14 protein-coding genes and 1 pseudogene are annotated in these 13,280 nt (G+C 49.4%); 9 read left to right on the forward strand and 6 right to left on the reverse strand.

All coding sequences use genetic code 11. The annotated features are described in order from the left end of the window. Positions 1 to 460: hypothetical protein (locus L0156_10450; protein ID MCI0603420.1), on the forward strand; the 460-nt coding region annotated here is incomplete at its 5' end. A gap of 154 nt (positions 461 to 614) precedes the next feature. Here L0156_10450 and L0156_10455 read toward each other — a convergent pair. The 4 genes from L0156_10455 to dnaK are packed head-to-tail and all read right to left on the reverse strand — an operon-like array spanning position 615 to position 5,009. Beyond that, a complete protein-coding gene (locus tag L0156_10455; protein MCI0603421.1) occupies positions 615 to 1,466 on the reverse strand; it encodes an RNA polymerase sigma factor RpoD/SigA in 852 nt (283 codons plus the stop codon). A gap of 19 nt (positions 1,467 to 1,485) precedes the next feature. Next, complete coding sequence (locus L0156_10460) at positions 1,486 to 1,878, reverse strand: helix-turn-helix transcriptional regulator (GenBank protein ID MCI0603422.1); 393 nt, start codon at positions 1,876 to 1,878, stop codon at positions 1,486 to 1,488. Then, complete coding sequence (gene dnaJ, locus L0156_10465; protein MCI0603423.1) at positions 1,875 to 3,032, reverse strand: molecular chaperone DnaJ; 1,158 nt, start codon at positions 3,030 to 3,032, stop codon at positions 1,875 to 1,877. Before dnaJ ends, L0156_10460 begins: the two co-directional genes overlap by 4 nt. Positions 3,033 to 3,089: 57 nt before the next feature. Beyond that, on the reverse strand, positions 3,090 to 5,009 hold the full coding sequence (gene dnaK / locus L0156_10470) for a molecular chaperone DnaK (protein ID MCI0603424.1): 1,920 nt from the start codon (positions 5,007 to 5,009) through the stop codon (positions 3,090 to 3,092). Positions 5,010 to 5,279: 270 nt separating this feature from the next. Here dnaK and L0156_10475 point away from each other — a divergent pair, with 270 nt between their 5' ends. The 8 genes and pseudogenes from L0156_10475 (at position 5,280) to L0156_10510 (ending at position 11,792) form a co-directional block, all read left to right on the forward strand. Further along, the gene (locus tag L0156_10475; protein MCI0603425.1) at positions 5,280 to 5,543 is read left to right on the forward strand and encodes a hypothetical protein; all 264 of its coding nucleotides are present in this window, start codon (positions 5,280 to 5,282) and stop codon (positions 5,541 to 5,543) included. Positions 5,544 to 5,756: 213 nt separating this feature from the next. Continuing rightward, a pseudogene (gene nuoB, locus L0156_10480) lies at positions 5,757 to 6,737 on the forward strand (NADH-quinone oxidoreductase subunit NuoB). A 249-nt stretch (positions 6,738 to 6,986) separates the two neighbouring features. Beyond that, positions 6,987 to 8,090, forward strand: coding sequence for an NADH-quinone oxidoreductase subunit D (locus L0156_10485; GenBank protein MCI0603426.1), 1,104 nt, complete (start codon positions 6,987 to 6,989; stop codon positions 8,088 to 8,090). Positions 8,091 to 8,130: 40 nt separating this feature from the next. Next, entirely contained in the window at positions 8,131 to 8,892 is a 762-nt protein-coding gene (locus L0156_10490; protein ID MCI0603427.1) for a 4Fe-4S binding protein, read from the forward strand. Further along, complete coding sequence (locus L0156_10495) at positions 8,889 to 9,281, forward strand: hypothetical protein (protein MCI0603428.1); 393 nt, start codon at positions 8,889 to 8,891, stop codon at positions 9,279 to 9,281. Before L0156_10490 ends, L0156_10495 begins: the two co-directional genes overlap by 4 nt. After that, positions 9,278 to 9,643, forward strand: coding sequence for an NADH-quinone oxidoreductase subunit A (gene ndhC / locus L0156_10500; protein ID MCI0603429.1), 366 nt, complete (start codon positions 9,278 to 9,280; stop codon positions 9,641 to 9,643). The genes L0156_10495 and ndhC overlap by 4 nt, the downstream gene beginning before the upstream one ends. Then, positions 9,643 to 10,818, forward strand: a complete 1,176-nt coding sequence (gene nuoH, locus L0156_10505) for an NADH-quinone oxidoreductase subunit NuoH (protein MCI0603430.1) — start codon at positions 9,643 to 9,645, stop codon at positions 10,816 to 10,818. The genes ndhC and nuoH overlap by 1 nt, the downstream gene beginning before the upstream one ends. Positions 10,819 to 10,916: 98 nt before the next feature. Further along, positions 10,917 to 11,792 carry a diacylglycerol kinase family lipid kinase gene (locus L0156_10510; GenBank protein MCI0603431.1) on the forward strand — a complete coding sequence of 292 codons (876 nt, stop codon included), beginning with the start codon at positions 10,917 to 10,919 and terminating at the stop codon, positions 11,790 to 11,792. A gap of 49 nt (positions 11,793 to 11,841) precedes the next feature. Here the strand turns inward: L0156_10510 and L0156_10515 are convergent, their stop codons facing one another. Together L0156_10515 and L0156_10520 are read right to left on the reverse strand one after the other, a co-directional pair. Then, entirely contained in the window at positions 11,842 to 12,213 is a 372-nt protein-coding gene (locus L0156_10515; protein MCI0603432.1) for a GtrA family protein, read from the reverse strand. Further along, positions 12,210 to 12,884, reverse strand: coding sequence for a CDP-alcohol phosphatidyltransferase family protein (locus tag L0156_10520; GenBank protein ID MCI0603433.1), 675 nt, complete (start codon positions 12,882 to 12,884; stop codon positions 12,210 to 12,212). The genes L0156_10515 and L0156_10520 overlap by 4 nt, the downstream gene beginning before the upstream one ends. Positions 12,885 to 13,280 lie beyond the last annotated feature (396 nt).

Consider the following 13,280-nt stretch of genomic DNA (forward strand, 5'->3'; position numbering starts at 1 on the left):
TACACCTTCCTTAAGAGCCGAATTATCGCATTCGACAGAATATCTGAATACGATCAGAAGTTTGAAACCCGAGTCGAAGATCGGGTTCAGTTTGCAAACGCGATCCGACTTCGAAGGCAGTTGGGTAAAAAGACATGTCGTGACCCATTCCTTAGGAGATGATTATTTGATTTTCATGCCGGATTATTTGAAGGCAATCGAACTAAATGTCTATGAGATTCCTGAATCAACGTTTCGCGCGCGACCCGTTAGAATACCGCTGTTTGGAGTGCCTATTTATTTTGAAGAAACCGATAAGTACAGAAGCAGAATCATGAAACAATCAGGAATGTTCTATCGCTTCTTTGAAGCGCGAAAGCAACAGGACAAGAATCTGAGTATTCAGACAGCCATCATTGCTTTTTATAGAGGAAAATCATCTGACCTGGGGAATTCTTTCAAAAAACGCTTTGATTCCTGACGGCCTCAGAGGCCGTATCGAACGAATCGTAACGGATAATGTTTCCGGTGAACGATTTGTGTATCTGAAAGGAAAATCGCATTAGCGCGAAAGAAACCGGAACTTCTACTTTGCGGCCGAGACCTACTTCGACCAGAGTGCCAATAGCAGCAGGCTAGTTGAGGTAGCTGGCGAGGGTGCGGGCGCGCCGGCTGTGCCGGATTTTGTTGAGGGCCTTGGCCTCGATTTGCCGGATCCGTTCACGGGACAGTCCCATCGAGTCGCCAATCTCCTTCAAAGTGCGCGAGACTCCATCCTCCAGACCAAACCTCAGAGTGAGAATTTTTCGTTCATTTTCATCGAGCCGCTCCATCGCTTCCGCCACATGCTTGCTCAGGAACTGCGATTCCAGCTCTTCTTCCACCGAAACAGAACCATCCATCAGCACGTCTTCCAAAACCAATTCACCCTGTTCATCCAGCGGCTGGTTCAGGGATGTTGCTCCTCCGGCCACTTCAATCATGGAGCTCAGCTCCTTTTCATCCATCCCCATATCGGCGGCGATTTCCTCCATCGTTGGCCGGCGATTCAACTCCGCCGTTTTTTTTGTGATGGTTTTTCCCATCCTAAACATCGTGTTTGATATTTTGGCGGGTAGACGCAACGGGTGTCCCATGCTGGTCAAGGCATGCAAAATTGCCTGCCGGATCCACCAGACAGCGTAAGATGTGAATCGCACATTTCGCTCCGGATCAAAACGGCGCGCCGCTTCGATCAAACCAAGATTGCCTTCATTGATTAAGTCCAGAAAAGACAAACCGAAGCCCCGGTATTTTTTTGAAATCTTGATCACAAAGCGAAGATTCGATTCCACGAGCTTCTGAAGCGCCGCCGTATCTCCTTTCCTGACGCGGGCTCCAAGCTCCTTTTCTTCCTCAGCAGTGAGCAGCGGGATTTTTGAGATTTCCTTCAGATAAAGACGCATCTCCCTGCTGGACTGTTTTGGCCTCTTATCTGAAGGCGGCATTACTTACATCTCCTCCTAATTACTTTCCAATAATTTGCGAAAGCCGTACCAGATTCGCGGAGGGAGACTTCACGAGTCCCGGACCGCCGGTCTGCGGTTGCTCTACATTTTTTTCCAGTTCTGTCTTGAGGTACCGGACCAACTCATTGATTTGCTGCTGCATTTCCTGGATCTTTTCCCGCAGATTCAAAATGATATCGACCCCCGCAAGATTTACTCCCATGTCCCGGCTTAAATTGAGAATCAGCTCCAGCCGTTCCAGGTCTTTTTCTGAATAAAGGCGTGTGTTGCCATGAGAACGTGCCGGCTTCAACAGACCTTCTCTCTCATACAGGCGCAGCGTTTGCTGATGAATATTAAACATCTTGGCAACAACGCCGATTGCGTAATAAGTTTCTTCTTTTTTTCTCATGACCGGTACCTGAGCAGGTCTTCTCTTGGATTGATGGGATTCAATCGTTCGAGTTCCCGCAGAATCTCCTTGCTTCTTTCATCCCGAACCGGCGGTAACACGAGCCGGACTTCAACCAGTTGATCCCCTCGAGCGCCTCCCCGAAGCGATGGCGCTCCCTTTTCTCTCAATCGAAAAACTTGTCCCGATTGAGTGCCGGGCGGAATTTTCATTGTTGCGGAACCATCGACTGTTGGGACTTCTATCTTGCTGCCGAGCGCGGCTTCTGAAACCGTAACCGGCACGGTTAAATGCACATTGTCTCCCTCACGTTTGAATATAGGATGCGGAGCGACGTTTACCATTAAATACAGATCGCCATCCGGACCTCCCGCGATTCCACCATGTCCTTTTCCCGCAACGCGGACTTTCGATCCGCTATCTACACCCGGTGGAATGTTCACCCGGATATTTTCCGGTTTTCGAACGGTTCCTCTGCCGTTACAAACGGAACAGGGTGTTTGAATCACTCCTTTTCCGCCGCAAACCGGGCAGAGTGAAGAGAATTTCATGTAACCACGCGAACGATTCACCTGGCCGGTGCCGCGACATTCCGCACACTCACTCGGCGTGGAGTTTGGAGCATTGCCGCTACCGCGACACGTGCTGCACGGAATCTGCCTGTCCATGTGTATCTCTGTCGAGATTCCGCGAATCGCATCCAGAAAACTGATGTTGATCGAGTGAAGTATGTCCTGACCTCTTTCGGCTCTGGGTTCATAGTTTTGAGTCTTGCCCTTGCGCGTTCCGCCCTGGCCGGAGCCACCACTGCGGAAAGCTCCGAACAAATCCGAGAAGATATCGCCAAAAGAACTGCCCCCCAGGTTAGAAAAATCGAATCCCTGGAAGTCAAAATTCGCATTCTGGCCCGCTCCCGGTGGCGCCTGACCTTCGGGAAATAGAGTTCCGTATTGATCGTATTGTGCGCGTTTCGCGGGATCGGAAAGGATCGCATAGGCGCCGGAAATTCTTTTGAATTGATCTTCTGCCTTTTTGTCGCCAGGATTTACATCGGGATGGTATTTTCTCGCAAGCTTCTTGTAAGCTTTCTTGATCTCATCCGTGGTGGCTTTTTTGTTCACTCCAAGGATTTGATATAGATCTTCTTTTACCATCAGTTTTTCCTAGTGGACGCGCGACGCGTAGACGCATAGTCCGCGCTCCAGCTGGCACTATTTGTTCTTGTTTACATCTTCATATTCGGCATCGATCACGCCACCATCTCCACCGGCGCCGGGAGGAGCTTGCGGTCCCGGCTCTTCAGGTTGAGGCGAACCTTGCGGACCCGCTCCTGCAGTTTGCTTGTACAGCACCTCGGCCAGCTTATGCGAGGCCTTCGTTAACTCGTTCAGTTTCGTTTCAATCTCATCCTTGTTTCCGGTTTCCACTGCTTTCTTGCAAGCTTCGATAGCAGTCTCAATATTCTTTGCTTCCTCTTCGGGAAGTTTCTCGCGGTTCTCTTTCAAAAGTTTTTCCGTGTTGTAAATCATCGAATCCGCGCGATTCCGAATTTCAATCTCTTCTTTTTTCTTCTTGTCTTCTTCTGCATGTGATTCCGCTTCCTTTACCATCCGGTCTACGTCATCTTTATTCAAACCGCTGGAAGAAGTGATTGTGATTCGCTGTTCTTTTCCGGTGCCAAGATCCTTCGCCGAAACATTCACGATTCCATTTGCATCAATGTCGAAAGTAACTTCGACTTGAGGAACACCGCGCGGGGCGGCTGGAATTCCGACCAGATTAAATCGGCCGAGTGTCCGGTTGTCATATGCCATCTCCCGTTCGCCCTGAAGGACATGAATTTCCACTTCGGTCTGGCTATCAGCCGCAGTCGTAAAGATTTCACTCTTACGGGTTGGAATCGTCGTGTTCCGAGGAATCAGTTTTGTGCTGACGTGTCCCAGAGTTTCAATGCCAAGCGACAACGGAGTGACATCCAGCAAGAGAATGTCTTTCACATCACCGGACAAAACTCCTGCCTGCACAGCGGCTCCGATCGCCACAACTTCATCCGGATTCACACCGCGATGAGGATCCCGCGCGAAAAGTTCTTTCACAATTTGTTGAACTTTAGGTATACGCGTGGATCCACCAACAAGAATCACTTCATCAATATCGCTCGGTTTTAAGCCTGCATCCGCAAGAGCCTGCTTGCAGGGTCCTACGCTTCGCTGAAGGATGTCTTCCATCAAGGTTTCCAATTTTGCGCGGGACAATTTCATCAAAAGATGTTTTGGACCGGACGCATCTGCTGTAATAAAAGGAAGATTGATTTCCGTTTCCAGTGTTGTGGAAAGTTCCATCTTTGCTTTTTCAGCAGCTTCCTTCAAACGCTGCAGCGCCATACGATCCTTGCTGAGATCGATTCCCTGATCTTTTCTGTACTCTTCAATGATCCAGTCGATGATACGTTGGTCGATGTTGTCACCACCAAGATGCGTGTCTCCATTGGTGGCCTTTACTTCGACAACTCCTTCGCCCACTTCCAGAATCGAAATGTCGAACGTTCCTCCACCAAAATCGTAGACGGCGATAGTTTGATCTTTTCGTTTGTCCATTCCGTAGGCAAGTGCGGCAGCAGTTGGCTCATTAACAATTCTCATGACTTCGAGACCGGCAATCTGCCCCGCATCTTTTGTCGCCTGTCTCTGACTGTCATTGAAGTATGCCGGAACTGTGATGACTGCTTTGCTTACTTTTTGGCCCAGATAGGCTTCCGCTGCCTCCTTGAGATAGCGCAAAATCAACGCCGAAATTTCAGGAGGCGAATAGTTCTTACCCAGAATCTCTACGCGCGCGTCTCCGGTTGACGCCTGCACGACTTTGTACGGAACCATTTTGATTTCGTCCGGGACTTCCTCGTGACGCCTTCCCATGAACCGCTTGATCGAATAGACGGTGTTTTCGGGGTTAGTGATTGCCTGCCGTTTTGCCACCTGGCCGACAAGACGATCCCCTGATTTGGTGAATGCCACGACAGAAGGAGTCGTTCTGCCCCCTTCCGGATTCGAGATGATCACCGGCTGGTCCCCTTCCATAACGGCGACCACTGAGTTTGTGGTTCCCAAATCAATCCCAATAATTTTACTCATAATTCCTGCCTCCTTTTCCTGTTGAATATCTGTCCGAAAGTACTAAAAACAAGTAATTTGGCTCGTTTTGACCATGCTTCGGAACTTTGCAATTGAAAATATAAGATCTTAGTCTCTTGTTGTCAAATATTTTTGATAGCAAACCTTGTAACCATAGCGATGACAAACATTCGTTTTTGTACCAGTTTGCAGAAGATTGCAAACCTCTCATTATTATGTGTGAGAACCACAATGAGCCTTCGTGTTGAAGGCCAGGATGGGAGGAGAAAGATGGAAGTTGTAATAGAAGTTTGCGACATATGCGGAAAAAAACACGGCATCATGCTGAAGCGTGATGGCGTTGCTTTTGGAGACCGGAGCTGTTTCCTAGACTTCTGCAATTCCGTTTGGCTTCGCTGGGAAAGGGAAGCATTTGAAGCACGTGGGGTGGTCACGAAAAAGGGTTCAGAGCCGATTCCGGAAGAACTGGAGATCATCGAAAAGAGTCTTGTGAACGAATCGGTTCCGTCATTTGCAGCAAAAGTCGTTAAGTAAATCTAGCCAGAGTAGCGCGGACGTCCCGTCTGCGCAGTTTCGCAGGCGAGACGCCCGCGCTACCGCCGAAATACTCCCTTCAGTGTCTTGTGACCGAGATTCTTTTCGTCTATATTAATCTCTCATATGTCGGAACAACTTACTGACGAACAGGTTTTAGAGCAAGAAGTTAAGCGGCATATCTCCATTACAACCTGGGACAAGTTTCTCGATATGCTGGACAAGGTTGTCAACTGGGGCCGGCGTTCCTCTTTGTGGCCGTTGCAGTTCGGACTTGCCTGCTGCGCGATTGAAATGATTTGCACAGCCGCTTCCCGTTTTGATATTGCTCGCTTTGGAGCGGAGCTCTTTCGCGCAACACCCCGCCAGGCGGATCTGATGATCGTTTCCGGAACGGTTGTGAAGCGAATGGTTCCCATGATTGTTCGTTTGTACAATCAAATGCCGGAGCCCAAATACGTAATCTCCATGGGCGCATGTTCTACAGGCGGCGGTCCGTTTAAAGAAGGATACAACGTGGTCAGCGGCATTGATGAATTCGTTCCTGTTGATGTTTATGTTCCGGGATGTCCCCCGACTCCACAGGCGCTTCTGGATGGACTGATTGCTCTTCAAAAGAAAATTGACGGGGAGTCGATCCGGGATGCGCGGTGGTATTCTAAAGAATCTCCCGCGGCAGCGGCGGTTCCTTTGTTGGGTCCTGATCTGGTGGACCCGAGACAAATGGATGAGATTCGCGATGCTTTTCGCAATCCTGAAAAATACGAACGCAAATTCGAAAAGCTGCCCAAAGTACATCCGGCGCCTGCCATAGAGGAAACCACCGCAGGCGAGACGCCCGCGCTACAACTGGCGGCAAGTATCAATCAAGCTCTAAAAGCTGAAGCAGCTGTTCAGGCTCAAAAAGACAACCTTGTCGTAAATCCTTCTAATTCATTAGAAGTTTTCAAGCATCTGAAAGAAGCGCACGGCTACGATTATCTGGCAAACCTCACATCGGTGGATTACGCGGATTCTTACGAAGTCGTTTATCATCTTGCCTCAACGACAAAAGGCGGTCCAGTACTCGGCGTGAAAGTGAGAACACGGAAAGAGGACCCTGCGGTGCCCTCATTAACGTCTCTCTGGTCCGGCGCAAATTTCCAGGAACGGGAAGTCTGGGACATGATGGGAATCCGTTTCGACGGACATCCCAGCTTGAAAAGGATTCTGTTGTGGGAAGGTTTCGAGGGTTTTCCGCTGCGAAAAGATTACCTCGAACCTTACTATGAAGAACCGGGAAAAATCTTTTCGAGCCGCTGGCGTGAAGGAAACCATCAGCGAGCCGAAGAGCGAGTCCCTTTTCATCGCAATGTGATCTATCCAAAGGGTTGGAATCCGGATCAGTGGACGCCAACGGGTGATGATCTGGGCACACCCATCGGGGCGGTGACGACCGAAAGAATGAGCCCTGATCAGTTGTTGATCAACATGGGGCCTCAGCATCCCAGCACTCATGGCGTGTTCCGCATGAAGTTGTTGATCGAAGGAGAGCGGGTAGCAGGCCTCGAGCCGGTTATGGGATATCTGCATCGCAATCATGAAAAGATTGCCGAGCGAAATACGTACATCATGAACATGCCCTTCACGGACCGTCTCGATTACATCTGCTCGATGGGAAATAATTTTGGTTATTCGCTTGCGGTCGAAAAATTGATCGGAATCAAACCACCGGAGCGCGCTGAATATATCCGCATCATCATGGCAGAGCTGACCCGTATCGTGAATCATTTCTGGGCTATCGGTTTTCTGTTGAACGATCTGGGCGCTTTTTTCACACCCGCGTTGTACGCAATCGAAGAACGGGAATTGATTCTCGACCTCTTCGAAATGGCGTCCGGTTCCCGCATGATGTGCAATTACTTTCGTTTCGGCGGAGTTGCGGAAGATTTACCCGAAGAATTCATCCCACTTGCGAAGAAAATTGTGCTGGATCGGCTGCCACGCGCTATCGATGAAATGGACAAGTACCTGACCAAAAATGAAATTCTCGTGAATCGCTGCAGGGGAGTTGGCGTGCTGAAAGGCGCCGATGCGATCGCATACAGCGCCGCAGGTCCGCTGTTGCGCGCGGGCGGAGTCAATTACGATGTGCGCAAGAACAATCCGTATTCGATTTATGACCGGTTTGATTTCAATGTGGTTGTTTATCAAAACGGTGATATCTACGACCGGTACATGGTGCGCATCGATGAAATGCGTGAATCCGTGAAGATTTTGAAGCAAGCAATGGAACAACTTCCCGCCGGCGAGATTTTCACGGGCAAAAAAGGCTGGCAGATTCGTGTGCCGGCCGGTGAAGCTTACGGAAGAGTGGAAAACCCGAAAGGGGAACTTGGTTTCTACGTGGTCAGTGATGGAGAAGCTCATCCTTATAGATATCATGTGCGAGCCCCCAGCTTCATCAACCTGACCGGACTGGAACACATGTGCAAGGGGCATCTGGTAGCGGATGTCGTTGCAATCCTTGGCAGCATCGATATTGTGTTAGGAGAAACAGACAGGTAGGACTTTTTCTTGGCGCCTTGGCGTCTTGGCGGTTCAAATTATGAAATTGTACGGCTTGAACATTTTGACCGGGATGGCGATTACGGCGCGTCATTTCGTCGAAACGTACGTTGAAGATTTCAAGTATTGGTTTGGACACAAACAGCGCCAGCCTGCTTTCCGGAATCAACCGGATGAAATCGGCTCCTTCACGGTTCAATATCCGGAAGAAAAACTAAAGGTGCCGGAAAGATTCCGGATGTTGCCTGTACTGATCTATGAAGAAGATTCCGGCGACTGCCGTTGCACTGCTTGTGGCATTTGCGCAAAAGTGTGTCCGCCGCAATGCATCTGGATCGTTCAGGCAAAGGCTCAGGATGGGAAGCCAAAACCTAAAGCGAATGATTTCTTCATAGACATGGATGTTTGCATGAACTGCGGTTTCTGTTCGGAGTTTTGCCCGTTTGATGCAATCAAAATGGACCACATTTACGAGCTGAGCAATTATGAACGCAAAGATTCGCACATCTATAACATGCAGGACTTGCTTGTATCCACCGAATATTATGCGCAGACGCATCCGCGTGCGTGGGCGAAAGAATTAGCGGTAAAAGAAGAAGAAGAAAAAAAGAAAAAGGCGAAGGAGGCTGCAGCCGCAGTGGCAGCCAAGAAGAAAGCGGAGGAGGCTGCGAAAGCCGCCGCAACTGCAGCGGCAGGCGGTGCTCCTGCTCCAGCTCCCGCAGCTGCACCTGCAGCGCAGCCGGAAACGAAACCTGCTGAAACAGCTGCTGAGCCGGCCAAGAAAGAGGAAAAACCGCAATGATGCGCAGTTCCGACCTTGGATACTGGGTCGAATCTCCTCATCTCTTCTACGATCCGGATGTATTGAAGCTCATACCAAAGGACCTTGAGAAAGCGGAAAAGCAGCTGAAAGACGCCCCCGGCAAAAAGGACGCCCTGGAACAGGTCAACACGGCGTATATGTCCATGTACAATTCCGTTCAAGCTCTGATGCATTCCATTCAATACAAAACCACGCATATGCGTTGCATTGTTACAGTATTAGAAGACTATTTCATCAAGCATGGAATTTTGGAACGGGATCTTTTGAACCGTTTTTTACGCTCTCAGAAGATCGAAGGAACACCTGAAGAAAATTTTCAGTCCGCCGAAGCCTGGTTCAATGCGGTGAAAGGGATCGTAAATAAATGAGCGGCTATACCTGGCATTACACATTTCTGGGAATCTTCTTTCTAATTGCAACCGTATTTGCGATGCTCCCTCTTGTTGCCGCGCGCGTCGTTCGTCCGAAGAAACCTTCCACGGGAAAGCTGGATCCATATGAATGCGGGATGGAGAAAGTCGGAGATGCGTGGATACAGTTCAAAATTCAGTATTACTTGTACGCACTTGTTTTTATCGTGTTTGATGTGGAAGTTGTTTTGATTCTGCCCTGGGCTGTTGTGTTTCAGAAGCTTGGTTTTTTTGCGTTCGTTGAAATGGCAATTTTCTTACTGATTTTATTTGTTGGACTGATTTACGTGTGGCGGAAACGGGATCTGGAGTGGTACTGATGCTGGATCAAATTTTCGTGAAGTTGAAGGAAATGATTCTCCATGGCGCAGAGCGCTTTTTGTCAGGTTCCTTGCTGGATCTGCTTTCCATGTTGATCAACATGATTGCTATTCTGCTTTTTGCCCCGTTACTGATGATGTATCTGACCTGGCTCGAGCGAAAACTTGTTGCGCGCATTCAGGACCGCTGGGGACCGAACCGCGTGGGACCGTGGGGATTGCTTCAGCCGATCGCAGATGGAATCAAGATGATTCTGAAAGAAGACATCACTCCTTCCGCTGCGGACCGCGTTCTGCATGTGATGGCCCCTGTTTTGATCGTGATTCCTGCTTTGATGATGTTTGGTGTGATTCCCTTCGGACGGAACATGGTGGCGGTCGATTTGAACATCGGTATTTTCTTTTTCATATCCATTTCCGCTCTGGAAACCATGGCCGTGGTTATGGGAGGCTGGAGCAGCCGAAGTAAGTACTCGTTACTCGGCGGAATGCGCGCGGCGGCACAAATTGTTTCCTACGAAGTGCCTCTTGGTCTTTCCTTAATTCCCGTAATCATGTTTGCCGGGTCCCTTTCCACGCGGATGATTGCGGAAGCCCAAGGGGGCTGGTTTGGAATGCACTGGTACGTGCTGCATCCATGGGGATTTTTAGGCTTCCTTATTTTTATGACTACAGGAATTGCAGAAGTGAATCGCACGCCATTCGACACCCCGGAAGGAGAATCGGAACTGGTCGGCGGATACCACACGGAATACAGCGGGATGAAGTTTGCTTTGTTTCAGATGGCAGAGTTTTTAAGCGCATTTGCAATTTCCGCAATGGCTGTAACTCTATTTCTGGGTGGATGGAATGGACCGGTTTTACCATCCTGGCTATGGTTCATGATGAAATCCATGGCGGTCTTCTTCGTGTTGATCTGGTTGCGCGGCACCTTCCCGCGTTTCCGCATAGATCAGGTGATGGCTTTTGCGTGGAAATTCCTGTTGCCACTGGCGCTCGCGAATGTTTTTGTCGCAGCAATCGACTATTACATCCCGGGATTACTTGGCTACGGGCTAAGCTGGTTTTTTGTTCTGCTTTGTTTCTTCACAGTTTGGGCGATCAACAGCCGCCAAACCGCTCAACATTACGGTCCAGGTGTGTCGATTCCTCCCTTGCCGGGCAAAGCCGCCTGAACGAAAAAGTGTCTAACCGCCAAGACACCAAGATCTCTATAAGAAATTTTATACATTGTTCTTCTTGGCGTTTTGGCGCCTTGGCGGTTCAATTTTAGATGAAACGCGGCTATCTGGTTTTCAACCCATCTGCCGGAATGCGGGCTAAGACCGCGATTCGTGTGCAAGAAGTGATTCGCCTTTTCGCAGCAGAAAGCATTGAAATGGTTCCGAGTCCAACGCAAGCGGATGGCAGTGTCATCCTTCAGGTCCGCGAAATGATTCAAGAAAAGCCGGACCTCATCGTGACCTGGGGTGGCGACGGAACGATCAACGAAGTCGTGAATGGAATGTTTGGAACAGGGATTCCGCTTGGATTTTTGCCGGGTGGTACTGCGAATTTGATGGTGCGGGAGCTGGGAATTCCTCAAAATGTCCCTAAAGCAATTCAACTGATTGGAACCGGAAACAGTCGCTTGATATCGGTCGGGCAGGCGAATGACCGCTATTTTCTGCTGATGGTTGGCGTGGGATTCGATTCTGCCGTGATCCAGAATGTAAACCTTTCCATCAAGCGAAAGTTTGGCAAGCTCGCTTTTGGAATCTCAGCAATACACACCGCAGTCAATTACCGTTTCCCACAGTTTCATGTTCAATTTGATGGCCAAAATACCGATTGTGTTTTTGCCGTCATTTGCAACGCGCGTCACTATGCCGCGTATTTTGTATTGACGCCTGACGCGGACATCTCGGATGACTATCTCTACTTATGTTTGTTTCAGGATCCAGGTTTGGCCAGATTGTTTCAGTACGCTTTCCATGCCTTACGAAGGACACATATACAGCTTCCATCGGTGAAAGTGATTCGCGCAAAGGAACTTCTTGTTACCGGAGCGGAAAGCGTTGCGGTGCAGGCAGATGGCGAGCTTGCAGGCTCCTTGCCGATACAGTTTTCGATTCATCCTCGTTCGCTTCAGGTCTTTTGCCCGAAATAAAAAGCGCAGGCTTCGAGCCTGCATTAGGGGCCGCAGGCATCTTGCCTGCCTACAAACCAAACACGACACGATCCGCTGCAAGAAAATTCAGAATCGAACAGAGAGTGATCGCACTCAAGTTCGCTGCAAGAACTGGCAAGCGCGCCAATTCCACAAACACAGGCATGAGCAGCAAATTGCCTACAATCGAGATAAAGCCGTTCGTCAGATGAAAGGAGAGCATTCTGATGATGAAAGAGCCTTGCCTGTCCTTCCATGTCCAGGAATGGTGCCAGAGGAAATTGTGCAGAACGGCAGCTTCAACAGCGATTGCGGTGCTGATCAGGTAATGAGCGCCCATCGAACGCAGGAAAGCAATGCAGGAAAGTTGCAAGATTAATCCGAGCGCCCCCACAAGAATGAAACGGAACCACCGGTTCATATTCGCTCTTCGCGGTACAGCGTCAACGTGTTTTTTATTGCAGAATGCAAAACGATGAGCAGTAACGCTGCAATTCCGATCACTCCGCCAACGTCAAAGAGTTTGAACTGCTGGCCGAACAAATGAATCACGGGATGAAAAAAAAGCACAATATTTCCAGATGCTAGAAGGATGCGTAGTTCTGTGGGTCCAAATAAACCGAACGATAGGCGGAATTTTCCCAGCGAAACGGTCGCGAGCGCTATTTCATTGGATAGCAGGTAATATGCAATCAGGAATCCAGCGGCGACCCAAAGGCTCATGTAGCCGGAAAGCGCGAGGCCCGCAACCAGAAACAGAATTCCAAATGCATCGATCACATGATCAACGTAAAAACCATAGCGCGGCCGCTGCTGATTTCGAACGCGCGCCAGTGTACCGTCCAGACTGTCTCCGAACCAGTTCACGGCCAGGAAGAGAATGACCAGGAACAATGCGTAATTGTTCCATCCGGCCATCCAGTAAGTGATTCCTGCCAGCAACATTCCGAGAAAACCGAGAGTGGTCAGGTGATCGGAATTCACTTTTCGTGGCATTCTTTGTGCGAGCCATAGAAGGGTCCGTTTCTCAAGATTCGAAAGAACGCTGAGCTGAATCCTTTCCGGATTGTTAAAAATCGCTGTTTGTAGCATGAATGGATTCCTCCAGCGGGAGCCCTTCGCAACCCGGATGCCAGGATGTTTCCGTCGAGAAGGCTCGAAGGCATGAACTTAGAGGTTAGTGAACCCTATCTTAGTTTGTAGTGCATTATTTCTCCCCGTTATAAAGGGGGAACCTTAATCCCCTCCTTCATATGGCGGGCAAATCCGAGCACCGTACCTGATGGTAGTAAATATTTGCGTTCCTATTTCATTTATAATACCTTTATCGTTCGCTCGGAGGGCGGGCCTCCGTGCCCGCCAGGCGGCCAGGGACGGCTGCCCTCCGGAAGCCGAGTCATTTATGAGCAAAATCATAGCAATCGGCCTACTTTCAGGTGGTCTGGACAGTTCCATTGCGTGCAGACTGATCCAGAATCAAGGTGTGGA

Source organism: bacterium, from assembly GCA_022616075.1.
In the GTDB taxonomy this organism is placed as follows: Bacteria; Acidobacteriota; HRBIN11; order JAKEFK01; family JAKEFK01; genus JAKEFK01.

Excerpts from the sequence above, each read along its gene's own strand:
- L0156_10455 (MCI0603421.1), bottom strand. The coding sequence starts at position 1,466 with ATGCCGCCTTCAGATAAGAGGCCAAAACAGTCCAGCAGGGAGATGCGT.
- L0156_10460 (MCI0603422.1), bottom strand. The coding sequence starts at position 1,878 with ATGAGAAAAAAAGAAGAAACTTATTACGCAATCGGCGTTGTTGCCAAG.
- dnaJ (MCI0603423.1), bottom strand. The coding sequence starts at position 3,032 with ATGGTAAAAGAAGATCTATATCAAATCCTTGGAGTGAACAAAAAAGCC.
- dnaK (MCI0603424.1), bottom strand. The coding sequence starts at position 5,009 with ATGAGTAAAATTATTGGGATTGATTTGGGAACCACAAACTCAGTGGTC.
- L0156_10475 (MCI0603425.1), top strand. The coding sequence starts at position 5,280 with ATGGAAGTTGTAATAGAAGTTTGCGACATATGCGGAAAAAAACACGGC.
- L0156_10485 (MCI0603426.1), top strand. The coding sequence starts at position 6,987 with ATGAGCCCTGATCAGTTGTTGATCAACATGGGGCCTCAGCATCCCAGC.
- L0156_10490 (MCI0603427.1), top strand. The coding sequence starts at position 8,131 with ATGAAATTGTACGGCTTGAACATTTTGACCGGGATGGCGATTACGGCG.
- L0156_10495 (MCI0603428.1), top strand. The coding sequence starts at position 8,889 with ATGATGCGCAGTTCCGACCTTGGATACTGGGTCGAATCTCCTCATCTC.
- ndhC (MCI0603429.1), top strand. The coding sequence starts at position 9,278 with ATGAGCGGCTATACCTGGCATTACACATTTCTGGGAATCTTCTTTCTA.
- nuoH (MCI0603430.1), top strand. The coding sequence starts at position 9,643 with ATGCTGGATCAAATTTTCGTGAAGTTGAAGGAAATGATTCTCCATGGC.
- L0156_10510 (MCI0603431.1), top strand. The coding sequence starts at position 10,917 with ATGAAACGCGGCTATCTGGTTTTCAACCCATCTGCCGGAATGCGGGCT.
- L0156_10515 (MCI0603432.1), bottom strand. The coding sequence starts at position 12,213 with ATGAACCGGTGGTTCCGTTTCATTCTTGTGGGGGCGCTCGGATTAATC.
- L0156_10520 (MCI0603433.1), bottom strand. The coding sequence starts at position 12,884 with ATGCTACAAACAGCGATTTTTAACAATCCGGAAAGGATTCAGCTCAGC.